The sequence below is a fragment of the Prevotella heparinolytica genome, from assembly GCF_002998535.1.
Taxonomy (GTDB): Bacteria; Bacteroidota; Bacteroidia; order Bacteroidales; family Bacteroidaceae; genus Bacteroides; species Bacteroides heparinolyticus.
Genome location: NZ_CP027234.1, coordinates 2454030 through 2478643, shown reverse-complemented (window position 1 = coordinate 2478643; position 24614 = coordinate 2454030). Strand labels below are relative to the sequence as shown.

Here is a 24614-nt window from a genome sequence, read left to right as displayed (position 1 = left end):
CTCTTTTAGGGGCTGAAATTCCTAATAAATGAGGATTACCCGTTTCTTTGCGGCTGTGTACTTTTGCAGCCTAAATAAAAACCAACGAAAATTGAAAAACGATATGAAAGACGGAATGAGACACTGCATCGCGGCAACGGTCGCGCTGTTGTTTCTCGTTGCTTCTGCGGCCACGGCCACGGAATTGGAGAACGACAGCAGCATCCATGTGAAGAAAGACCTGCAGGAAGTGGTGATAGTGGGCACAAAGGCGAACCGGCACAATCTGTCGCCCGCCGCCGTATCGGTGATGGATGCACACCAGTTGCAGACCCGGCAGGTGGTGAACCTGAACGATCTGTCGGGCTTGCTCCCCAACTTCTACATGCCCGAATACGGGTCGAGGCAGACCACACCCATCTCCATAAGAGGCGTGATGTCGAAAGTGAAGGGCACGGCCGTGGGCTTCTACGTAGACGGCATTCCCCATTTCGAGACATCGGCCTTCGATGCCAATATGCTCGACCTCAGGGCTGTCGAGGTGTTTCGAGGTCCGCAAGGCACACTGTACGGGCGCAACACCATCGGCGGGGTAATCAACCTATTATACTCCCACGCCTTTCGAATATCAGGGCACGAAGGTCAGGTTGGGCTACGGCAACTACAACCACACGTTGGCGCAGTTCTCCAACTACACCCGCATGGGGAACAGCTTCGGGACACACGTAAGCGGCTATTACCAGCACAACGGCGGATACTTCGAGAACACCTTCCTCGGCAGGAAAGCCGACAAGATGAACCTCGGCGGCGGAAAACTGGGCTTTTACTGGAACCCTGCCGCACGGTGGAACCTGCGTCTGATTTCCTCGCTCGACTATACCAATCAGGGCGGCTACCCGTATGCCGTGTATGATGCCGCAAAGCAGGAGGCGGGCAACGTGGACTACAACCGCGAGTGCGGCTATAAGCGCATCATCTCCACCAACGGACTGACGGCACACTATCAGGGCGACGGCTTCACGCTGAACAGCCAGACATCCTTTCAGCACATCCACGACAACCAGCAGTTGGATCAAGACTTCACCCGGCAGGACAACTTCTTCGTGACCAACGGCGTGACGCAGAACGTATGGAGCGAGGAACTGACGCTGAAGTCGGACAACGACAGCCGGCTGCAATGGATAGCCGGGGTGTTCGGCTTTGCACAGCGGGCCGTTCAAGACCAGAGCACCGACTATACAATGAAAAAATACCTCGAAGCCGCCCGTTACGACATCTCCACACAGGGGCTGGCCGTCTTTGCCCAAGGGTCGTACAACCTGTGGCGGGGACTGTCGGCCACATTGGGGCTGCGGCTGGACTACGAGCACAGCACGATAGACTACAACCGCGAAAAGACCGACCACACGGACGGCAGGCAAACCCATCTGAAAGACTTCACATCGAGCCTTAACCATACCCGGCTGATTCCGAAAATAGGCGTACAATATAAGTTCGACAACCGCAACACGGCTTTCGCCAACATCACGCAGGGCTATAAAACAGGCGCTTTCAACCAGACGTTCCAGAAGGACGAGGAGCGCAGCTATGCCCCCGAATATAACTGGAACTACGAGGTGGGCGTCAAAACAGGCACCCGCAACGGCAAAGTCTCCGGCGAACTGACCCTGTTCTACATCGACTGGCGCCATCAGCAGATAAGCAGAACCGTGCCCGGAGTGGGAAATATCATCAGCAATGCCGGACACTCCGAGAGCAAGGGGGTGGAGGCGTCGCTGCAACTGCGCCCCGCCGGAGGATGGCTCGTACAGGCCAATTACGGATACACTTACGCGCGCTTCCTCGACTACAAGAAGAACGAGAAGACCGATTATTCGCACAACATGATTCCGATGGTTCCGCGCCATACGGTGGCGTTGAACGCAGAATACAGCATCTGCCCCCGCCGCATACTCGACCGCCTGACTTTCAGCGCCAACCTCACCGGAACGGGCAAACTCTACTGGATAGAGGACAACGAGCAGGTGCAGGATTTCTACATGCTGCTGGGCGGAAAGATCATTGCACGCAAGGGCATCTTCAGCCTTGAACTGTGGGGCAAGAACCTGACGAACACCGACTATCTGAGCTATTACTTCCGTTCCTCGGCCAAGTATGCGCAAAAGGGAGTGCCCCTGACGTTCGGCATCAACGCCGCAATCGAATTGTAAAGGCAGACGATTGGTGCCGAAACAATCGGCAAGACATATCCCTGCCTGTATTACCGAACCTGTTTATATGAATAACCGCCAATAAGAGCGAACAAATGATTCCGATAGAGAAATACAACGTCTCCGTGCCGCGCTACACCAGCTATCCGCCTGCCAACTTCTTCGGGCCTACGGACGGAGCATCTTATATAGAGGCGGTGAAACGGAGCAACTCGGAGGGTAGCGCAAACATCTCCTTCTATCTGCACATGCCTTTCTGCCATCGGCTTTGCCACTACTGCGGCTGCAACTCGTACGTGATGCCCCGCCGGGGCGACACCGTGAGGCGGTATGCCGGGGCGTTGCACAAGGAGATAGACATGGTGGCCGCACACCTCGACAAGAGCCGCCCCATCAGCCAGATTCACTACGGCGGAGGCAGTCCCACGGCCATGCCTGCCGCCTTGCTCCGCGAGCTGAACGAACACATGCTGTCGCTCTTCCCCGTGATAGAGGGATGCGAGATTGCCATAGAGTGCCATCCCGGCTACTTGTCTCACGACGACTGGGCGGCACTTGCCGGATGCGGTTTCAACCGCTTCAGCATCGGCGTGCAGGACTTGAACCCCGAAGTGCTGAAAGCCGTGGGGCGCACCCCCTCGCTGTTGCCGCTGAAAGAGATTACGGAGATGCTGCACGGTGCCGGAGCTGCCGTGAACATGGACTTCCTCTTCGGCCTGCCCCATCAGACGCCGGAATCGTTTGCCGACAGCATCCGCCGGGCTATCGACACCCGTCCCGAACGCCTCGTCACCTTCAGCTACGGACACATGCCGCAGGTGTTCAAGCGTCAGCAGGTGCTGGAGAAGCATGGCTTGCCCGCCGCCAATGCCAAACGGCGCATGCACGACCTCGCCGCCGAACTGCTGCAGCAAGCCTATCCCAACCTGGTCATCGCAGGCAACCTGCGCGACGGCATCGGCATGGGCGACCGCATCAGGCAGGCATGCGACATAGCAGAGAGATACGGCGTATGATGAACAGATTCCGACAACTCATTGCCCTGACAGGCGAAAGGCGCTACGACCTCTTCACTTTCTTCTGCCTCTACATAGCCCAGTCGCTGTCCATGACGTTCTTCTCCACGGCGTTGCAGGTCAGCATGCGGCAGGCCTCTTACAGCCTGTCGGCCATCGCGCTGATGCAGCTCATCAAGCTGTCGTGGATTCTGAAGTTCCTTTGGGCGCCGTGGGTGGACAGGGGATGCCGCACGCTGAGGGGTTTCCGCAAGTGCATCTTCGTGAGCGAGGGCTTCTATGCGTTGCTCATCCTCCTCATCGGCCACCTCGATTTGCAGGCCGACTTCCGGCTCATCGTCTTCCTCATCCTGCTCTCTTTCATCGCCTCGGCCACGCAAGACATCGCCACCGATGCGCTGGCCGTGCTCTCGTTCAGGCACGAGGAGAAGAGCCTGATAAACAGCATGCAGTCGCTGGGCAGCTTTTGCGCCACGCTGGTGGGCGGCGGACTGCTGCTGATGCTCCTGCAACACTGCGGCTGGCACGTGGTGCTGCCCTTTCTGGCTCTTTTCGTGGGGTTGGCGCTGTGGCCGCTCTACCGCAACCGGGGCCTGAAGATAAGCAAGCGCGAGGAGAAGAGGCGCATCCGTGCGGCAGACTTCTACGGTTTCTTCACCGTGCGCGGGAATCTTTCTCAAATCGGCTTCCTGATGCTCTATTACGCCTCCACCGTCGGCATCCTCTCCATGACCCGCCCGTGGCTGGTGGATTTGGGTTATTCCATGAAGGAGATAGGATTCATGAGCGGCATCCTCGTGTCGGTGCTGAGCGGACACGTGGCCGAGCAACTGGGCTACCGGTGGTTCTTCGCTTTCGCCACGGTCGTGGCATGCCTCGGTGCGGGGTATGTGTTCCTCGTGTTCAGGCGGAAATAGCGGTGAGTGGCGAACGGTTAGTAAGAATATGCAGTTATAAGGTAGTAACTGCCGCCATCTCTTCTTGGTTCCAAAATAACTACATAAGATTCGTCTCTGTATTTTTTTCAACCAGTTTCATTTTAGGAATAGACTTTTTCTCTTTATCGTTTGCATTTTCATAATCAACGCCTTGAACTCTTCCTTGAAAATTTATATTTGAAAAGTATTGTTTCTTAAATAAAACCTTTCTTATATTTGCAAAGACAAAAACACATATTGTGACCATTCAGTGCAAAATAAAAAGAAAAGATTATATGAAAGATACACCCCGCATTTCCAATCCCGAAATCTCGCCAAGAAAGAAAAATAATTACTCGTCAGAGAAACCTCCGCCTCATTCCGGCTCGCCATACAGATGTCCCGACCGGGAAGTATAGATGCAGCACGCTCCGCATATATATGTAGCACGGTGGAGATATATCTCCACCGAAACCCACCTACAGGTGTCTCTCACAAGGGATACCACAAGAAAACCTTATCGTATTAATTCTTAACAAAACAAAATCATGATGAAACAAAACACTGAAAAACGAACCCGCACCTGCGGATGTTGCCACCAAGAGCAACCCCTCGAAAACTTCTACGTGGACAAACGCACCCTCGCTGCCGACAGCTACTGCAAGGCCTGCCGACGGGAGTTGAGCAAAGCTCGGCACCGCCTCCGGGCACTGGCCCAAGAAGCTGACCGGCACTATCCCGTCATCACCGAAACGGCCGACCCCGAAGAACGCATGTCGCTCATCCTGAAAGCCTTGTCCATGGTCCGAGAAAGCATGATGCGCAAGCGCACACGGCAAGAAGCGTTGATGACGATGAGTGATTAACGTTTAAATCCTCATCCTAATCAACAAACGCTCATCATTAATCACTAATCGTTAATTCATTAATCACTTTTTTAAAACCCATGTCCAGAATCAAGAAACGGGGACTCGACTACTTCCCCATGAACACCGACTTTATGCACGACCGCCTCGTGCGCCGCATCATGAAACGCGAGGGCGACGGCGCCTTTGCCATCCTGCTGGGAGCCCTCTCCTGCATCTACGCCGACGAGGGCTACTACGTATGCGCCGACGAACTCTTCTACGAAGACCTCTCCGCCTGCCTCTACGAGAAGACGGCCGACGACGTGAAGCGCATCCTTGCCCTTGCTGTGGAATACGGCATCTTCAGTGCCCAACTCTTCGAGCAGTACGCCATACTTACCTCTGCCGAGATACAACGTCAGTATCTCTTCAGCACCAAACGGCGCAAATCGTCCGCCATCGCCCCCCTCTACAGCTTGGTGGACGACACGCAAGCCGAAGAAGAGATGCCACAACCGGAAAGAAACGCCGAAAAGCCCCGTCAGGAAGCTGTTTCGCAACCTGCGGAGGATGCCGTGACGCAACCGGTCTGCGCCCCTATCGAACCCCAAAATGTAACATTTAAGGGTCAAAATGCAACATTTGGTACACATAGCATAGCACAGCATAGCATAGCACAGAATAGCACAGCACACCCCCTCCTCAAGAGTTCCCCCGAAACCGGGGACACTGAAGGCGCGGCCGTTCCGTCCGCGGAGGAGGAATATCGCCGGAAGATAGAGAAGCTGCAACCACCTGCCGACGGTATCAGCCGCAACCTCGACGGGCTTATCTTCAACCTGCGGCAGCTGCGCATCTCTCCGCAAGAACAGTACGCCATCATTCTGAAGAGCAACTTCGGCATCATCGGTCATCCGCTGTGGAAAGGATTCTACACCCTGCGAGAGAGTCGCGGCAAGATACGCCAGCCGGGCCGCTATCTGTTGAGCCTATGCGCCAAGTAGAGTTTACGCTGCGTAAACAAAGCCGTGACAGCGTCTGCATCGGAAACGTGATGAGACCGTGACAAGACCCTGTGGCGAGAGGGAACGGTAGGATTGTGATGAGGATATGGCAAGATTGTGATTATGCTGTGATGCGATTGTGATAAAACCACAGATAATTCCGCAGACAAAACCATCGGTGAAAACAGGATAAACCATCGGTGAAATCGTAGAAAAACATCGGGAGACACATGGAAATACGGCAACGGAAACATAAACGGATATGTGATGCAAGTGTGATTGATGTGTGATGCGGAGGCAAGCCGTATGTGATGAAAGCGTGATGAAAAACTTGAAGAAATTCTTGAAGAAAAACGGTGTTTATAATTTGCCCTCCTCTTCGGATGTCGTTATCTTTGCAATGTGATTAAGCTTGATACACATAAATAAAACAACATTCTATTCATTAAAAAAAGAGAACTATTATGCCAGTAATTTACAAATCATTCCAATCGGTTCTTGCCACCAAAAAGGGCAAGAAACTCTTCTACCCCCGTGTGGTGGTGACGGGAAACATAAGCACAACCCAAGTGGCGAAAGAGATAGCCGAACTCTCTTCACTCTCCACCGGCGACACGAAAAACGTCATCGACAACCTCGTCACCGTGATGACCCGCCACCTGCAAGCCTCCGAAAGCGTCACGCTGGATGGTCTGGGCACGTTCCGCCTTGCGATGAAGTCCACCATGAACGGTGTGGAAGAAGCCGCAAAGGTCTCCGCCGCACAATCCACGCTACGAGTGCGCTTCATGCCCGCCTCCAAACGCAAGCCCGACGGCACCGTCGCCACCCGTTCGCTGCTGAATGGTGTGAAGTGCGTACGCTTCGACTTCAAAGATGCGCCTCCCAAACCGGACGGCAGCTCCCCGGCCGAAGATAACGGTTCATCGGAAAACCCTTCGGGCGGCTCTTCGGGCGGTGAAAATCAAAACGTAAACCCATTGGGCTGACGCTGAACACTCATCACTAAACACTATCTACGTATGAGAACAATCACACACATCGTGGTACATTGCAGCGCCACGCGGGAGGGGCATGCCCTCACCCCCGAAGCCCTCGAAGCAGAGCACCGCCGCCGCGGCTTCCGTACGACGGGCTATCACTACTACATCCGCCGCGACGGGTCGGTGCTATCCACCCGCCCGTTGGAGCAGCCCGGCGCACACGTGCGAGGCTGCAACCGCCACTCCGTGGGCATCTGCTACGAAGGCGGACTGGATGCCGAAGGCCGTGCCAAGGATACCCGTACGCCCGAACAGCGTTCGGCCCTGCGCCTGCTCGTCTGCCAACTGCTGAAGCAGTTCCGCAATGCCCGTGTCTGCGGCCACCGCGACCTCAGCCCCGACCTCGACGGCAACGGCACGGTGGAGCCTGCCGAGTGGACAAAGCAATGTCCCTGCTTCGACGTGGCCCGCGAGTTGTAAGCCGGCGGCACACACAAACACAAAACACACACGTATTTTTTTATTAACCATCTTTCCGTCCCTCGTCCCGGCCGCAGCAAGCGACCGGCAAGCCTGCCCGAAAGCGCGCAGGTCCGGAACTGCAACTCCGGCAGGCCTGCCCCTCTGCTGCACGGTCGGGAACGGACGGAAAGAACTAAAAACACAAACATCATGAAAATAAGTAAAGACACCCTGAAAACCATTCTGAAAGTAATCGTCACCGTAGCCACCGCCATTGCCGGCGTGCTCGGCGTGAAGGCGATGACGCCGTAACGGCGGACTGACACCCTGCGGGCTGCCTGCCACGACGTGCGGACTGTTTGCCCAAAAGCATGCAGACTACTGCCTGAAACAGGCAGCCTCTTTTTCTTCAAAAACATCTCATTTTATAATTTACCGAACATGAAAAAGATAATCACTTTCTTATGCCTACTGTTCCTGTCTGTAACGACTTGGGGACAGACCTACGACCTCAGCATACCGGTAATGTCGCCCGAAGCAGCCTCTCTGGGTAGATTCGGAGCCTATCCGATATCTTATTATACGGGAACTCCCGATATCAGCATCCCGCTCTATCAGTTGAATGTACACAATCTGGAAATTCCCATTACTCTGCAATACGACGCTTCCGGCTTTATCCCCAACAAAGACTCGGGGAAGGTGGGACATGACTGGGTTCTGATGGCAGGTGGGGTCATCACCCGCAGCGTGAACATGGTGCCCGACGAGCTATGGACAAACTTCGGCGAATATCCTAACTACGGAGCACACGGACATTGGTATGCAATCAAAGAATTGAACCGAAAACTGAATGAAGACTCGGTACGTACACTGAAATACATAACTACCTCGGCCGCTAAGGGCATCGATTTTGAGACTACACCCGATATGTTCTCTTTCAACTTCGGCAAACACCGGGGGCAGTTCTTCATAGCGCATGACGGCACACCCAAAGTAATAAGCGACGGAAACTACCGGATTGACCTGACAAACTTTGCCATTCAGCACATGGGGCAATTCACTGTGGACAGCAGTATTTCCATCACTACGGATGATGGAACCAAATATACCTTCGGCGGCAGTCCGGAATCTCTGGAGATTGCCTTACGTCTGCGTCTGGTAGAAGGAGAAGTTGACGACCTCATGGAAGATACTTACAACGGAGTCATCAATGCTTTTTATCTGACCTCCATCGAAACGCTGGACGGTGAAAAAGTGGAATTCATCTATAAAACCTATGAAAAACAAACCTCTCAATATGTGGATGATGACAATATTGTGAAGAATTGCTATTATGCCGATGGCGCTAATACAATCATGAACTACCCCGATAATTTTTGGTCGGGTAGCGGCATGACTCTCAAACGCCGTTACACATTCACCAAAGTAGCCTATTTGTCAGAGATCTGTTCGTCGGCAGGTACTGTGACATTCAATTATATGACTAAAGAGTACCCCTTCTGTGATACCCGAAAACATTTCTGGAATCAGAAAACTTTGCGCCTCGACAATATTCTCGCAACAAATAACGACGGCACCATAGTGAAAGGTATCAAACTATATCATTCTTACTTTGTTGCCAATGACAATACATCGTATCGAATGTTCCTGACAGACATCCTCTGCGGGAAAGAGAAATACTCTTTTACCTATACCGAGCAGAAAAATCTCCCCAGACCTGAAACACGAGGAATCGATCTGCGCGGTTATTACAACGGATACGACAATAATCGCTCACTACTAACTTCAAAATACGTATACAATCCTGATCAAGTTGACTTTTCTCACCGTCAACCGGATTTTAATTGTGCTTCTAAAGCCATGCTGAAAAGAATTACTTATCCCACAGGAGGATATACGGAGTTTACGTTTGAGAACCACCAATATGGAACCCGCATGCACCGAGTGTTTACTTCTCCTGACATCGTAAACGACAGAGTATCGGGGATGGTGGGCGGACTACGCATCAAGGAAATCAGGAATGTGCCGGGAGAGGTACGTACCTTTACTTATGAAACCGAATCTCCGGAAACGAAAAAAACTATTTCCAGCGGTGTATTCAGCGACTTAAAGACGTATGCCATCCTTGCGCATTTCGAACACATCGGTCTCGGCATCAATGCATGGTTCATTTCAGAGGCCAGCAACGTGGTACATGCCAACTCTTTCTCCGAGTCGGAAATCGTTTATTCGCGCGTGACAGAGACACACGGAACCGGCAATGGAAAGACGGTATATGATTATTCCACATACCTCGACCATCCCGACTCGCCTACTTTAGGCAGCGGTACCTATGCTTACTATAAACAAACGGCATTGACAAACGACCAGAAGAACTTGCTACGATACATGCTTGCCTATACCAGCCAACGCATCAAACGCGGAAAGCTGCAAAGCTTGACGGAATATGCCGAGGGAAACACACTGCCGAAGCGCAAGACCACTTACACTTACACTGTGAAGGGGAATATGGATGCGCAAGCTGTCTATGCCGCCGAAGTGCGAATGCTGATAGTTTCCCAATACGGCATCTGCAATTCACAGGCTTTTTATTATTATCCCTATCAACTGACCCGCGAAGTGGTCGAAGAATATTCCGGTTCTCAATGCCTCACCCGGCAAACGGACTATGTATATAACGACCACAACAAGCAACTGAAGGAGGTACGAACCATCGGCTGTGACGGAGTGGTGCATCGTACGGAATACAGCTATCCTGCGGATAATATGGGAGAAACGGCATGTGCTGCAATGGTAGGACGCTTTATGGTCGCTCCCGTTATTTACGAGAAGCAGTATGCAGGGAACGCACTCCTCAAGACCCGCCATAACAAGTATGCTTTGTTCCAAAATACATTTTATGCCCTTAGCAGTGTAGAAGAAGCTTACGGCAACGGACCTTACCATACACTTGTCACTTTTCACGACTATGACAAGCGACGCAATCTGCTTTCGTTTACTGAACGGGGTAAACCGACAGAAGTTTTTCTGTGGGGATATGGCTACCAGTATCCGGTAATCCGTATGGTCAACGCTTCGCTCGACGCTGTTCGCCATCATGCAGGTGCTGCCACACTGGACGTACTGGCCGATGAACCGATGCCGATGGGAAAAGACACTCTCCTTGCCGACCGGTTGGCGGCAGCCTTCCCCTCGGCGCAGATAACGACTTACGAATACAATCCGTTGGTAGGGATGACAGCGATGAAAAACCTACGCGGATTGCGGCACACCTATAACTACGATGTATGGGGCAGACTTCAAGAGCTCTATGTTGACGGCAAGAGAGTACAGGAACTGATATATAACCACACCCATACGGCTTCTGCTTTGTCGGCATCGTTCAGCAACAGTGCTTCCTCTTACGAGCAAGGAACGCGAACGTTCTTGATGAATGTATCGGGCGGCAGTGATGTTTACGATTACAAATGGGAACTGAAAGACAGTAACGGCAAACGGTTGACCTCCTCTACCGGCAACACATTGACCTATACTTTCAAAGAAGCGGGTTCGTATACATTGACGTGCACGGTAAAGGATTGGATTACGCAGGAAGAGATAAGGAAAAGCCGTAGCTTTACGATTAACAAATTCCAGGTAAAGTTCAGTAACATATCCGATTCTTCGTTTCCGTCTACCGGCGATGCATCGACCCGAGCTACCATCAATTGCCAGAAGCCTACTACGATAGAATTCAGGATGGAATATCGAGTGAAAGCGGCGTCTCCCACCACTCATTTTGAATGTCGTATAGGTAATTACTTCCATAGCGGCAGCGGAAGGGGCAAAAAAGATTTCACACTGACATTACCTCAAGGGAAGACGAATGTTTCACTAGACTTATTCAATATTTATGCGGAGAGTATGGTAGAACTCTATATAGTCAAAGTCACCGCCGAAGGCAGTCAAGTAGGTTCACCGAATTTTTTGGAAGTAGCTTTCTAACTTAAAAATGATGGATTATGAAAAAACTTATTCTTTTCTTATTATTGGCTTGCGGATGCTCAGCCTTGTGCGCGCAAGAGCCCACGCAGAATTATATCAATACGCGCACCATGCTGAACGAAGCGGGTACATCTCATTGGAACGACATTTCATATTATGACGGCATAGGACGCCCGTTTCAAACAGTGCAAAAAGCGGTAAAAAACGGGGTACAAACCGGAGCGATGCTTGCCACCCTCCAAGAGTACGATGCCCTCGGCCGTAAAAGCAACAGTTGGCTACCTGTCCCGGTGACGGCAAATTATGTCGATCCTGCTGCTTTGAAATCCATTGCCGTCGGCCATAACGGATATGCCGACAGCCGCCCCTACAACGAGCCTGTTTACGAAGCCTCTCCGCTGGGACGCGTCGTGCAGCAGTACGGCCCCGGCGCGGCTTGGCACGATGCGGGTCGTCCGGTAAAGACGGAATATCTTGTGAACGGCAGCTCCGCCCCGTTGAACTGCATCCACTACTCCGTAAACTCGTCTTATGCGTTATCCGCTGCCGGAGTCTACGTCCCCGGTCAACTCTCCGTGGTGAAAACCACGGATGAGGACGGGAATACGGGCTACGCCTTTACCGACAAGCTGGGACGTCTGCTGCTGGAACGACGCCTGAACGGCAAAGAGACACACGACACCTATTATGTGTACAACGACCTCGGCAACCTCTGCTTTGTGCTCCAGCCCAAGTATCAGGACGAGGCCGCCTTGGAAAAGTTTGCCTTTCAATACCGGTACGACGACCGTAACCGATGCACCTGGAAAAAGATGCCGGGAGTGGAGCACGTCGTATCTGTCTATGACGACGCCGACCGTTTGACTTTCTCGCAAGACGGGGTTCAACGCGCTGCCGGCCGCTGGACGTACTACAAGTACGACGCCTTCAGCCGCCTGACGGAACAGGGCGAATGCAAGAACCAACACTCCGCGTCCGGCACCGTCGTACACCTCAGAAACTATTACGACGATTACAGCTTCGTGGGCAGCGCGGGGTTCCGGAGGTTTCCGAAAGACGCTTCCGGGCACGGAAAGGGGTTACTGACGGGCAGCGTGATTACGGTACTCGGCAGCAACGAGAAAATATACGTCGCACAGTATTACGACCTCAAAGGGCGTGAGACGCAAAGGGTGCAGAGCAATCTGCTTGGTGGACATGACGTGACGAACACGGTCTATACCTTTACCGGAAATCCCGCCACCGTGACCCATACGCATACCGCCATAAAGAAGCCTACACGCACGGAGGTATATACCTACACCTACGACCACGCCGACCGTTTAAGCAAAGTGCAGCACCGTCTTGGCAACGCTACGATTACCCTGTATGAAGCCTTTTATGACAACTTCGGCAGAGTGTCGGCCAAGCAGCATCATGGGGCAGCCGCCAACAAGCTGACCTATGCCTACAATGTGCGCGGATGGCTGACGGCCATCACGGGTGCCAAGTTCAACCAGAGTCTGCATTACAACACAGGAAGCGGCACGCCAAGCTATAACGGAAACATCAGCAGCCTGATGTGGAAGTCGGGCAGTGAGAGCACCGTCCGCGGCTATAAGTTCACCTACGACGGACTGAACCGCCTGCTGAATGCCGTGTACGGCGAAACGGCAGCCCTCAATGCGAATGCGAACCGCTTCTCGGAGAGCGTGACGGGGTATGACAAGAACGGAAACATCAGGAGTCTGCAACGCTTCGGGCAGACGGGTGCAAACAGTTACGGACTGATAGACAACCTGACCTTCCATCTGGATGGCAACCGCTTGAACCGTGTGGACGATGCGGTCACTACTTCCGCTTACAACGGTGGCTTTGACTTTAAGGACGGTGCAAAGCAGGCAGGCGAGTACGCCTACGACGCTAACGGCAACTTAACCAAAGATTTGAATAAAAAAATCACTGCCATTCAATATAATTGTCTAAATTTGCCAAGCACGGTAACCTTCGGCGACGGAAGCGCCATCGCCTACACCTATGCTGCGGACGGCACGAAGCTCCGCACCGTTCATAAGGCAGGCGGCGCCAGCGTAACGACGGACTACTGCGGCAATGTGATCTATGAAAACGGCACTCAAAAGCTGCTACTCACCGAAGAGGGTTACATCACCCTTGCCGATGGCAAGTATCACTACTACTTGAAAGACCATCAGGGAAACAACCGTGTGGTCATCAACCATTCTGGAACGGCAGAGGAAGTGAACCATTACTATCCCTTCGGCGGCACGTTTGCAGGAACAAGCAGCATCCAGCCTTACAAGTACAACGCCAAGGAGCTCGACGCAAGCAAAGGCCTGAACCTGTACGACTACGGCGCACGGCATTACGATGCCGCACTGGGACGGTTCACTACGGTTGATAGATTTGCGGAAAAATATTATTCACTTTCCCCCTTTCAATATGGGGCAAACAATCCGGCGAATAATATTGATATAAATGGAGACAGTATTATTATCAAACCTAATGAAAATGGAGTGGTTGATAAAGTAAAACAATTATTGGGATATGACACCAAATATCAGAAAGATGTAAAAGCGGATCTTTGGCAGCTTAAGCAAGATGATAGTGAAGTGGCCAAAATTATTTCCCAATTAGAAGAAAGCAAAAATATTCATTACATTACGATGCCTAAAAAAGGAGCATACAACTCAACAAGAATTGATGCAGAAAAAGTGAGAAGACAAATTTCACAAGGCAGTGAAATTTATTATAATCCTTACAGTCAACGAAAAAATGAGATTAACAAGGAAGTGAGATTACCCAGAATAGGCCTTGCTCATGAACTTCAACACTCATTCGATGTAGATAAGAAGATAGCTACTTATGAAAGTACTAAAAATGGAATCTTACTAATGGAGGTGCGTGCCATTAACACTGAAAATCGAATAAGAAGAGTTGTCGGTGCACCCAAAAGAATAACATATGGAAGTCAAAAAGTACCTGAAGAATTATTGGAGTAATTTGTTGATTCTGATAATGACTATTGTTGGAGCGATGTTCATATTCCGGAGTATAAAGTCTTATTCAGTGGAGAAAGAGGATTGTGATTCTTGCATGATGGTTACAACCTCGCCTCGAGTGGTGTCAGGAAGTGTAGAATGGCAAGACTCCATTTGTACGATTATATTAGATGAACTGAAGCTAATGTCTGCTTTGTATGAAAACGAAGACACCACGATACAACATCGTAAGGACTTGGCCGAACAGTTTGAAAAGGATACCTTAATTGTAGATAGTCTTTTGTATATGCAGTTGAGCAAGTACCGTGTTATTCCGCAATATCGTATTGATTCCATTTATAAGAGCAAGGGTATAGACGGTCTGCTGTTTTCTTTCTTTGACGGTGTATGGTTTATACCCCAATGCAGTACTGATAGTATGTTGACGCCACCGGAACAAAGATATGTGATTTACCTACTTCAACAGCACGGCTTTTCTGTAAAAATAGATTGTGAGTCGGGTTGCCTGTATATAATAAAAGCTACGACTTCTGAAAGATAAAATATTTAACAATCTAATCTGTTGATACCTTTCTCTCCCGATGGCAGTGGAAATTTTTACTGCTTTGACACGAAGGTAAAAACGAAGAATGGAGATTCTAATCAGATTGTATTCTGGTATTCGAATTATATATACTGAATCGGATTCTCCCGAGATAGCGCACGAGTGCTTGGCAGATTTTATCAACGAGTGTATAATCGGTTGGACATTGAGCGATTATAACTACGACGGAAGCGATAGGGAAGTTACTTCGGAAGAATAGACGTTCCCCGACGGACATCGGATAGTGAGAGTAAATAATCTGAGGCTGTGTCATAATGCCAAAAAATAAGAATTTACCCCTGCTACAGCTATCTGTGGCAGGGGTCGTTTCTTCAAAAAGGGCATTTTTACCCCTCATTTTCTTTTTCTGGTAATTGAAAAGGGGGTATATCGAAAGATGTAAACCTAAAAATCACCGGTTTATCATAGATTTGTCTAAATTTGCCAAGCACAGGAAATGTGTAGCCCTACAAGTACAACGCCAAGGAGCTTGACGCAAGGAAAGGCCTGAACCTGTACGACTATGGCGCAAGGCATTACGATGCCGCACTGGGACGGTTCACTACGGTAGACCCGCTGGCGGAGAAGTATTACGGGATTAGTCCGTATGCGTATTGCGGAAACGAGCCGGTGAGAAGGATAGACCCGGATGGAAAGGATTGGCGCGTGCAGATTTACTATGATGAAGAGACCCGGAGAATGCAATATCTCCTGACAGTGAACGCAGCTCTTTATAATACTTCCAACGATCAGAGCCTTGATATGAAAGCTTTGTCCGACGCAATCACCAAGCAAGTTGCTGACGCTTATAATTTCTCAGGTAAAGATTTTGATGTGAAGATGAATTTTAATTTGAGAGTCATTGATTCGGCAGACAAGTTAAAGGAAAGGGAACATTTGATTCAAGTGGTGAATCAGAATGAAATTGGCAGTAGTAGTCCTAAGACTATGGGACGTGCTTATACATTTCTGCATGGCTTGGATATCAAAGTTGGCACAGTGGCCGTTTCCGATATGTTGAAAGGAAGCGATAATCGGACGATAGGGCATGAACTGGGACATACGGGAGGATTATTCCACAAAGATGAAAAAGAAAGTGACGACAATTTAATGTTACAGAAATCATCCCTCCAAAAAAATCAGATAGACCCTCTGACTGCTAACAAGCTGGAACGGAAACAAATAGAAATCATCCAGCAAAACTATATTCATGGCAAGTTAAATAGACGTATTCCACACAGTAAAACGAGGAAATAAGATGAAGAAAACATTTTTTATTATCATGTGCCTCTGCGTTTTAATAGGCAGTTGCGGCAAGAAAAATACGCAAGAGTCTTGTCTTGTAACCGTAGAGAGCTATGCTGAACGCTACAATCTCTCAAAACGTGACAGTAAGGACTACATTAAGTTCTGGATAAACGACAGCCTGTATTTCAGCGGACTCTACCGTACCTCTTATGATTCCGTATGGGATACTTATTTCGGGACAGACGTTGCGGACTTTGTTCCTCAGACGGACAGTGTAAAGATGCGGATCAGAATCATCTCTTTGGACTCTGTGCTGTTCGGCAACAAGAGGATTATCGACACGGTGTTTCATTACAAGGTAAAAGACATTCCGGCCATGATAATTGTTACCGTAAGACCTTATGAGAATTTCAGTGTATTTGATTTTGTTAATCATCCCGGATGTTTTGAATTAGGAGGATAATCGACACTATAAAACTATATTCATGGTAAATTGAATAGACGTATTTCACATAATAAAACGAGGAAATAAGATGAAGAAAACATTTTTTATTATCATGTGCCTCTGCGTTTTAATAGGCAGTTGCGGCAAGAAAAATACGCAAAAGTCTTGTCTTGTAACCGTAGAGAACTATGCTGAACACGCCAATCTCGATGAGCGCGACAGTAAGGACTATATTAAGTTCTGGATAAACGACAGCTTGTATTTCAGCGGATTGTATCGTACCCCTTACGATTCCGTATGGATTACTAACTTTGGAACAGACGTTGCGAACTTTGTTCCTCAGACGGACAGTGTAAAGATGCGGATCAGAATCATCTCTTTGGACTCTGTGCTGTTCGGCAACAAGAGGATTATCGACACGGTGTTTCATTACAAGGTAAAAGACATTCCGGCCATGAAAATTATTACCGTTAGGCCTTATGATAATTTCAGGGTATATGATTTTGTTAATCATACCGGATGTTTTGACTTAGGAGGATAATGGGCACTGTAAAAACTATATTCATGGCAAATTGAATAGACGTATTTCACATAAATAAAACGAGGAAATAAGATGAAGAAAACATTTTTTATTATCATGTTCTTCTGCTTTTTAATAGGCAGTTGCGGCAAGAAAAATACGCAAAAGTCTTGTATTGTAACCGTAAACAACTATGCTGAACACGCCGATCTCGATGAACGTGACAGTAAGGACTACATTAAGTTCTGGATAAACGACAGTTTGTTTTTCAGCGGACTCTACCGTACCTCTTATGATTCCGTATGGGATACTTATTTCGGAACAGACGTTGCAAACTTTGTTCCGCAGACGGACAGTGTAAAGATGCGGATCAGAATCATCTCTTTGGACTCTGTTCTGTTCGGCAGCAAGAGGATAATCGACACGGTATTTCATTACAAGGTAAAAGACATTCCGGCCATGAACATTGTTACCGTGAGGCCTTATGAGGATTTCAAGGTACATGATATTGTTAATCATCCCGGATGTTTTGAATTAGGAGGATAATGGACACTGTTTTCCCAATAAACAAACAGACTTCATTTATAATCGCATCCTACGATTTGGAAGTGCTTTCATTCGATAAGCCGATTCTCAAATGCTCTTGATTTGGAAACCGAACAGATTCCCTGCTTATGTCTCTGACATGGGCAGGGAATTTTATTTCATCCAAAGCGCAAGAAGCGTGCAAACATCGGTTTACTCGCCTTCGGAGGACGGCATCCGAAAACGAATAGCAATCGGATTGTTTCTTTTTTTGCTCCCGGCTTTCCGAATAGTGTTAAAAAACGGCTTCCTTTTGATTTTTCAGACATCTTTTTTTATGTTTGTAAACAAATAAACCTGAAAAAAACAATGTTATGATGACTTTTATTATTGTAGCAGTGGTTGTTGTGCTGCTTGTTATGTGGCTTGTAGGCATATACAACAATCTTGTCAAATTGAAGAACAATCGTGAAAACGCTTTCGCCAATATCGACGTGCAGCTTAAGCAGCGCTACGACCTCATCCCCCAGCTGGTGGCATCGGTCAAAGGGTATGCCGACCACGAGAAGGAAGTGCTTCAGAAAGTGACCGAAGCACGCGCCGCCGCGATGGGAGCAACGTCCATCAACGATAAGATACAGGCAGACAATGCCCTATCGGGCGCATTGGCCGGACTGAAAGCAGTATTGGAAAACTACCCGGAACTGAAGGCAAACCAGAACTTCCTGCAACTGCAATTCGAGATTTCGGATGTGGAAAACAAACTGGCGGCCGTGCGCCGTTTTTTCAATTCGGCCACCAAGGAGCTGAACACGGCGGTAGAGACTTTCCCTTCCAACATCTTCGCCAAGATGTTCGGTTTCTCAAAACAGCCGATGTTTGAAGTTTCCGTACAAGACCGTGTAGTGCTTGACAAAGCGCCCGAAATCAAGTTCTAATCCCCCCTCTCTCTCCTTATTCCATCAGCAGTGGTGATTTACGCATGAAATACGTAGGATTGCAGACCCAGATCGATCGCAACAACCGCCTGAGCGTCTTGTTGTTGCTGTTGTTCCCGTCCATCATTTTGGGGATGGTGTGGGTGTTTCTGGCCTTAGCCGATTACTTCGGGACAGATTACCGGGACGAGTATGGCGAACCGGTGCGGCAGTTGGATGTGGCAACGGTCAACTATTATTTCATGACCTCCATACCGTGGGTGGTGGCGGGTGTGGCAATATGGTTTGCCATTGCCTACTTCTTCAATGCCTCGATGGTGAAGCGTGCCACAGGCGCACGGCCGTTGACCCGGAACGAGAACCCGCGCATTTACAATATCGTAGAGAATCTTTGCATGGCTTGCGGCATGGACATGCCTCAAATAAACGTCGTGAACGACCCGATGCTGAACGCCTTCGCAAGCGGCATCGACAAGCGGAGCTACACGGTGACCGTAACCACAGGGCTGGCCGACAGGCTGGACGATGACGAGCTGGCCGGAGTGATAGCGCACGAGCTGACCCACATACGCAACAAAGACACCCGCCTGCTCATCACAAGCATCATCTTCGTGGGCATCGTCTCCACCGTCATGAACCTCACTACGCAAATGATTTACCGCACGCTCCTTTCAGGCGGAAGCAGCCGGCGCAACGGTAAGAACAACGGCCTTTCCATCATCGTCGTGATGGCTGTCGCATTGATATGCATCGCCATAGCCTACTTCTTCACTTTGCTGACGCGTTTTGCCATTTCGCGTAAGCGTGAGTATATGGCCGATGCCGGCGGTGCGGAACTTTGCGGAAACCCGCTTGCTCTGGCATCGGCCTTGCGGAAGATTTCCGAGAAGCCCGGCTTGAAGAACGTGAAGAGAGACGATGTGGCGCAATTGTTCATCGTGCATCCGAAGTCCGTAGGGCAAGGCATCGTGAGCTTCCTGAATTCGCTTTTCGCCACACACCCCGACACCGCCAGACGAATAGAAATCTTGGAGCAGTTCTGACGCCCTTTCTTGCTGTAAAAGAGACCTCTTAGGTGAAAATACGCTAAACCATAGAGGAATATTGCAGGATAAACTTTATTTTTGCGGCATGATAAAGATTAAAAACATTTCATGCCGATGAAAAGAATCTTCCGTAAGCTCTACGTGCCGATGGCCGTGCTGGCAGTGCTCTACTCTTGTGCAAGCGTAGGCCGGATAGAGGGCGGGCCGATAGACGAGACGCCTCCCCGATTCGTTGGCGGAACCCCGTCGCAGGGTGCGCTCCATGCCCGAAAGAACAAGATTGTGCTTGAGTTCGACGAGTTCATCAAGCTGGACAAACCGAACGAGAAGATTGTGATTTCTCCTCCGCAGGTGCAGCAGCCGGAAATAAGGTCTAACGGCAAGAAGGTGGTCATCACACTGCAAGACACACTGAAGGACAATGTCACTTACACGTTCGACTTCGGCGATGCCATTCAGGACAACAACGAGAGCAATCCGCTGGAAAACTTCTCTTACTCTTTCTCCACCGGCGACCGTCTGGACTCTATGGCCGTAGCGGGAACGTTGCTGAATGCTTTCAACCTCGAACCGGTGAAGGGCCTGCTCGTGGGATTGCATTCCAACCTCTCCGACTCGGCTTTCACCAAGTTGCCCTTCGAGCGTGTGGGACGTACGGACAGTCGCGGGCATTTCTCCATCCGCGGAGTGGCTCCCGGCACTTACCGCATCTATGCCTTGCAGGATGCCGACCAGAACTTCGCCTACTCGCAACCTACCGAAATCATCGCTTTCAACGATTCGCTCGTAATTCCCTCCATGGAACGACGCATGCGCCAAGACACCACGTGGGTGGACTCGCTGACCGTGGATACAATCGTGGAGAAGGAATATACCCACTACCTGCCGGACAACCTCTTGCTGCGCAGCTTCAAAGAGCCCAACTTCTCGCAACGCTTCCTGAAGTACGAACGGCTGACGCCCGAAAAATTCTCCCTCTTCTTCACTGCCCCTGCCGCCGAACCGCCCCTGCTGAAAGGGCTGAACTTCGACGAGCGCGATGCGTTCATTGTGGAGAACGTCACCGGGCGCAACGACACCCTCTGCTATTGGATAAAGGACTCGCTGCTATACAGACAAGACTCGCTGAGGATGAGCATCACCTACCTCCACACGGACAGTCTGAAGCAGCTGGTTCCGCGCACCGACACGCTGAACGTGCTGGCCAAACTGACCTACGCCAAGCAGCTGAAGCAGAAGCAGGAGGCCAAAGAAAAGGAGCGGAAAGAGCGCGAAAAGAGAAAGAAGAAGAACGACAAGGAAGAGGCTGAGCCGGTATCTGCGGAATTCCTGCAGGCCGACGTATATGCGCCATCGTCGATGGACGTATACGATTACATCACGCTCTCTTTCAACGAACCGGTGACGAGGGTAGATACCGCCGCTTTCCACTTGAAAGAGAAGGTCGATTCGCTGTGGAAGGACATCCCGTTCGACTTGGCACGCGATTCGGCCGACCTGAAACGGTATAACCTCTATGCGGAGTGGGAGCCGGACAAGTCGTACAGCTTTGAGGTGGATTCTGCCGCCATAGGAGGATTGTACGGCCTGCACACGGACAAGATAAAAAAAGAGTTCAAAGCCAAGAAGCTGGAAGAATACGGACAGATTTTCTTCAACGTGCACGGTGTCGGTTCGCCGGCTTTCGTTGAGTTGCTCAACGGGCAAGACAACGTGGTGCGCACAGTGCAGGTGACGGACGGAAAGGCCGACTTCTACTTCCTCAACCCCGACAAGTATGGGGCGAGACTGATATACGATGCCAACGGAAACGGCGTGTGGGACACGGGAAATTATGCCGAGAAACGCCAGCCGGAAATGGTCTATTATTACCCGATGCTGCTGGAGCTGAAGGCCAACTTCGACCTGACACAGGAATGGGACGTCGAAGCCAAGCCTCTGGACAAGCAGAAACCGGAAGAACTAAAAAAGCAAAAACCGGATGAAGACAAGAACAAGAAGAGAAACAGGAGCGGCAATCGTGCCAACGACAACCGCAGCAACAACATTCGCGGCAACAGTGGCAGGGGTTACAGCTATTAAACGGAGTTCCTTGCACCTGCTACTGATGGCGGGGCTGCTCTGCCTGACGGCTTTCTCATCGGTACGCGCCCAATGCACGGCCAAGAACGAGGCCTTCCAGTCGGGCGAGCACGTGATGTACGACCTATACTTCAACTGGAAATTCATCTGGAAGAAGGTGGGCACGGCCAGCCTCACCACGAACGCCACCACTTACCAATCCAAACCGGCATATCGTTTCAACCTGCTTTCCGTGGGAAGCAAGCAGACCGATTTCTTCTTCAAGATGCGCGACACGCTGACCTGCTACGTCAGCGACCGCTTGGAGCCGCTCTACTTCCGCAAGGCAGCCGAAGAGGGAAGCCGCCACACGGTGGACGAGGCTTGGTTTTCTTACGAGGGCGGTCTGTCGAAGGTGAAGCAACGCCGCATCTGGCGCAATCCCGCACGCGAGACTCAGGAGATGGAGTACAGCGACAGCCGTTGCATATTCGACATGCTGAGCATTCTGGCACAGGCACGCTCCTACGACCCGAAGGACTACAAGGTGGGCGAAAAGATACGTTTCCCTATGGCCACGGGGCGCGAAGTAGAAGAACAGACCCTGATCTATCGCGGCAAGGAAAACGTGGAAGCCAATAACGACACCATCTACCGTTGCCTTGTATTCTCCTTCGTAGAGTACAAAAAGGGCAAGGAGAAGGAGGTTATCACCTTTTTTGTGTCCGATGATAAGAACCATCTCCCCATCCGCCTCGACATGTATCTGAACTTCGGCTCGGCCAAGGCATTCCTCAAGAGGGTACGGGGCAACCGCTCGCCCATGACGTCGGTGGTGGGACATGAGTAAATAAGCGGCACTTCACTTTTATTTCCGGACTTTTTTCGCACTGCGCGGATATTTGTCCGCACAGTGCGAACATCTGTCCGCAGGTTGCGTTTTTGTATCCGCACGGTGCGAACAGAGATTTATTCAAACAGTGAACAAGTTTACTGTTTACCGCAAACAATTTTATTCTATGAACACAAGACGTTTTTTCTATAAGTGCAACAATCCTCTTAAACATTCCAACGATCGACTCGGAATTACCTCTGTTGCCAAAGATTCCATCCGGTACATGCTGCCGATATAGCCCGGATCGGGAAAGGGCATAGGGCTTTTTCCGTCCGTCGCCCGATTCCCTGTCCGGCAAGAACTTTAAAAAAAAGGCTTAAAAGCAACGGCTTATGCAAAGAATGGATTATCTTTGTCTTTTGATACCACCGATAAACATTGTTCAGATATGCTGGAAGATTACAGAAGATTCCCGATAGGGATACAGAATTTTGAGCAGTTGCGCAACAACAATTGCGTGTATGTGGACAAGACGGAACTTATCTACCGACTGACGCATACCGACCAAGTGTATTTCCTCAGCCGTCCGCGCCGCTTCGGCAAGAGCCTGCTTGTGTCCACGCTCGAAGCCTACTTCCGGGGGAAGAGGGAGCTTTTCGAGGGACTGGCCATGGAGCGGCTGGAGCAGGAGTGGGACGCCTACCCTGTGCTGCACATCGATTTCAGCCTGACGAAGTACACCGAAGTCTCCGAACTGACGGGACAACTGAACCTGTTCCTCTCCCGATGGGAAGAAGAATATGGGAAGAATGAGGCCGAAAAAACAGCCGCCGAGCGTCTGCAAGGCATCCTGATGCGTGCGTACAAACAGACGGGAAAGCCTGTCGTGGTGCTGATTGACGAGTACGACGCCCCACTGCTGGACAGTAATTCGGACGTCGCCCTGCAGCAACAGCTCCGCACCGAGATGCGCAAGTTCTTCAGCCCCCTGAAAGGGTTGGGCCAATATCTCCGCTTCCTCTTCATCACGGGCATCAGCAAGTTCAGCCAGATGAGCATCTTCAGCGAGCTGAACAACCTGAAGAACATCAGTATGCGCGATGACTTCAGTGCACTGTGCGGCATCACCGAGAACGAGCTGCTGACCGTATTGAAGCCGGACATCGAACGGATGGCCCAAGCCAACGGCGAGACCTACGAAGAGGCCCGTGCGCACCTGAAACACCAGTACGACGGCTACCACTTCAGCAAGCAGTGCGAAGACATCTACAACCCCTTCAGCCTTTTCAATGCTTTCGATGCCAAGGAATACAAGAACTTCTGGTTCTCCACCGGCACGCCTACCTTCCTGATAGACCTGCTTCGGGAGGCGGACTTCGACATACGCTGCCTCGAAGGCATAGAAGCCACCGACGAGCAGTTCGATGCACCCACCGAGCGCATCACCAGTCCCGTGCCCGTGCTCTACCAGAGCGGCTACCTCACCATCAAGGGCTACGACCCCGACTTCCGCATTTACCGGCTCGCCTATCCCAACGGCGAAGTCCGCAAGGGCTTCATCGAGTCGCTGCTGCCCGCCTACGTCCACCTGCCGGGCGAGAACAACACCTTCTACGTGGTGTCGTTCATCCGCGATTTGCGCAAGGGTGACATCGAGAGCTGTCTGGAGCGCACACGCTCTTTCTTCGCCTCCATTCCCCACGATTTGGAGAACAAGACGGAGAAGCACTATCAGACGGTCTTCTACCTGCTGTTCCGCCTCATGGGGCAGTACGTGGATGCCGAGGTGAAGAGCGCCGTGGGCCGTGCCGATGTAGTGGTAAGGATGAAAGATGCCGTCTACGTCTTCGAGTTCAAGTTCGACGGTACGCCCGAAGAAGCGCTGGCACAGATTGAGAGCAAGCAATATGCCATCCCCTATGGGGCGGAGGGACGCCGGATAGTCAAAGTCGGAGTGAACTTCGACAGCGCCACCCGCACCATAGGAGCGTGGAAAATAGAATCATAGAGC

The 24614-nt window shown here is 50.6% G+C and carries 21 protein-coding genes and 2 pseudogenes; all 23 read left to right on the top strand.

Going from position 1 to position 24614, the window contains the following annotated elements:
- Nucleotides 1-28: 28 nt before the first annotated feature.
- Nucleotides 29-514, top strand: a pseudogene (locus tag C3V43_RS15065) (TonB-dependent receptor plug domain-containing protein); the annotation flags it as partial.
- Between the two features lie 112 nt (nucleotides 515-626).
- The gene (locus C3V43_RS10005; protein ID WP_235655836.1) at nucleotides 627-2189 is read left to right on the top strand and encodes a TonB-dependent receptor; all 1563 of its coding nucleotides are present in this window, start codon (nucleotides 627-629) and stop codon (nucleotides 2187-2189) included.
- Between the two features lie 95 nt (nucleotides 2190-2284).
- Nucleotides 2285-3205, top strand: coding sequence for a radical SAM protein (locus tag C3V43_RS10000; protein WP_106069683.1), 921 nt, complete (start codon nucleotides 2285-2287; stop codon nucleotides 3203-3205).
- Complete coding sequence (locus tag C3V43_RS09995) at nucleotides 3202-4122, top strand: MFS transporter (protein WP_106069682.1); 921 nt, start codon at nucleotides 3202-3204, stop codon at nucleotides 4120-4122. Before C3V43_RS10000 ends, C3V43_RS09995 begins: the two co-directional genes overlap by 4 nt.
- Nucleotides 4123-4670: 548 nt before the next feature.
- Entirely contained in the window at nucleotides 4671-4988 is a 318-nt protein-coding gene (locus C3V43_RS09985) for a hypothetical protein (RefSeq protein ID WP_235655835.1), read from the top strand.
- 80 nt (nucleotides 4989-5068) lie between these two features.
- Nucleotides 5069-5974: a DUF4373 domain-containing protein gene (locus tag C3V43_RS09980; protein WP_106069679.1), complete on the top strand. Its 906-nt coding sequence runs from the start codon at nucleotides 5069-5071 to the stop codon at nucleotides 5972-5974.
- A gap of 464 nt (nucleotides 5975-6438) precedes the next feature.
- Complete coding sequence (locus C3V43_RS09975) at nucleotides 6439-6963, top strand: HU family DNA-binding protein (protein WP_106069678.1); 525 nt, start codon at nucleotides 6439-6441, stop codon at nucleotides 6961-6963.
- A 33-nt stretch (nucleotides 6964-6996) separates the two neighbouring features.
- Nucleotides 6997-7437, top strand: a complete 441-nt coding sequence (locus C3V43_RS09970; RefSeq protein WP_106069677.1) for an N-acetylmuramoyl-L-alanine amidase — start codon at nucleotides 6997-6999, stop codon at nucleotides 7435-7437.
- Nucleotides 7438-7629: 192 nt separating this feature from the next.
- On the top strand, nucleotides 7630-7731 hold the full coding sequence (locus C3V43_RS14815; RefSeq protein ID WP_164996240.1) for a smalltalk protein: 102 nt from the start codon (nucleotides 7630-7632) through the stop codon (nucleotides 7729-7731).
- A gap of 129 nt (nucleotides 7732-7860) precedes the next feature.
- Nucleotides 7861-11403, top strand: a complete 3543-nt coding sequence (locus C3V43_RS09965; protein ID WP_106069676.1) for a PKD domain-containing protein — start codon at nucleotides 7861-7863, stop codon at nucleotides 11401-11403.
- A 17-nt stretch (nucleotides 11404-11420) separates the two neighbouring features.
- Nucleotides 11421-14402, top strand: coding sequence for an RHS repeat domain-containing protein (locus C3V43_RS09960; protein WP_106069675.1), 2982 nt, complete (start codon nucleotides 11421-11423; stop codon nucleotides 14400-14402).
- Nucleotides 14365-14943: a hypothetical protein gene (locus tag C3V43_RS09955; protein ID WP_106069674.1), complete on the top strand. Its 579-nt coding sequence runs from the start codon at nucleotides 14365-14367 to the stop codon at nucleotides 14941-14943. The genes C3V43_RS09960 and C3V43_RS09955 overlap by 38 nt, the downstream gene beginning before the upstream one ends.
- Before the next feature lie 21 nt (nucleotides 14944-14964).
- Entirely contained in the window at nucleotides 14965-15081 is a 117-nt protein-coding gene (locus C3V43_RS15105; protein WP_394336136.1) for an SMI1/KNR4 family protein, read from the top strand.
- Nucleotides 15082-15492: 411 nt separating this feature from the next.
- Nucleotides 15493-15579 (top strand): annotated as a pseudogene (locus tag C3V43_RS14945) (RHS repeat-associated core domain-containing protein); the annotation flags it as partial.
- 36 nt (nucleotides 15580-15615) lie between these two features.
- Entirely contained in the window at nucleotides 15616-16242 is a 627-nt protein-coding gene (locus tag C3V43_RS09945; protein WP_234878217.1) for a hypothetical protein, read from the top strand.
- A gap of 1 nt (nucleotide 16243) precedes the next feature.
- Nucleotides 16244-16696, top strand: a complete 453-nt coding sequence (locus tag C3V43_RS09940; RefSeq protein ID WP_106069672.1) for a hypothetical protein — start codon at nucleotides 16244-16246, stop codon at nucleotides 16694-16696.
- Nucleotides 16697-16766: 70 nt separating this feature from the next.
- On the top strand, nucleotides 16767-17219 hold the full coding sequence (locus C3V43_RS09935; RefSeq protein WP_106069671.1) for a hypothetical protein: 453 nt from the start codon (nucleotides 16767-16769) through the stop codon (nucleotides 17217-17219).
- A gap of 72 nt (nucleotides 17220-17291) precedes the next feature.
- A complete protein-coding gene (locus C3V43_RS09930; RefSeq protein ID WP_106069670.1) occupies nucleotides 17292-17744 on the top strand; it encodes a hypothetical protein in 453 nt (150 codons plus the stop codon).
- Between the two features lie 356 nt (nucleotides 17745-18100).
- On the top strand, nucleotides 18101-18661 hold the full coding sequence (locus C3V43_RS09920; protein ID WP_106070549.1) for a LemA family protein: 561 nt from the start codon (nucleotides 18101-18103) through the stop codon (nucleotides 18659-18661).
- Nucleotides 18662-18705: 44 nt separating this feature from the next.
- Nucleotides 18706-19704, top strand: coding sequence for a M48 family metallopeptidase (locus C3V43_RS09915; RefSeq protein ID WP_106069668.1), 999 nt, complete (start codon nucleotides 18706-18708; stop codon nucleotides 19702-19704).
- Nucleotides 19705-19821: 117 nt separating this feature from the next.
- Nucleotides 19822-21789 carry an Ig-like domain-containing domain gene (locus tag C3V43_RS09910; RefSeq protein WP_106070548.1) on the top strand — a complete coding sequence of 656 codons (1968 nt, stop codon included), beginning with the start codon at nucleotides 19822-19824 and terminating at the stop codon, nucleotides 21787-21789.
- The gene (locus tag C3V43_RS09905; RefSeq protein ID WP_106069667.1) at nucleotides 21689-22618 is read left to right on the top strand and encodes a DUF3108 domain-containing protein; all 930 of its coding nucleotides are present in this window, start codon (nucleotides 21689-21691) and stop codon (nucleotides 22616-22618) included. Before C3V43_RS09910 ends, C3V43_RS09905 begins: the two co-directional genes overlap by 101 nt.
- Before the next feature lie 433 nt (nucleotides 22619-23051).
- Nucleotides 23052-24611 carry an ATP-binding protein gene (locus tag C3V43_RS09900; RefSeq protein ID WP_106069666.1) on the top strand — a complete coding sequence of 520 codons (1560 nt, stop codon included), beginning with the start codon at nucleotides 23052-23054 and terminating at the stop codon, nucleotides 24609-24611.
- Nucleotides 24612-24614: the final 3 nt, after the last annotated feature.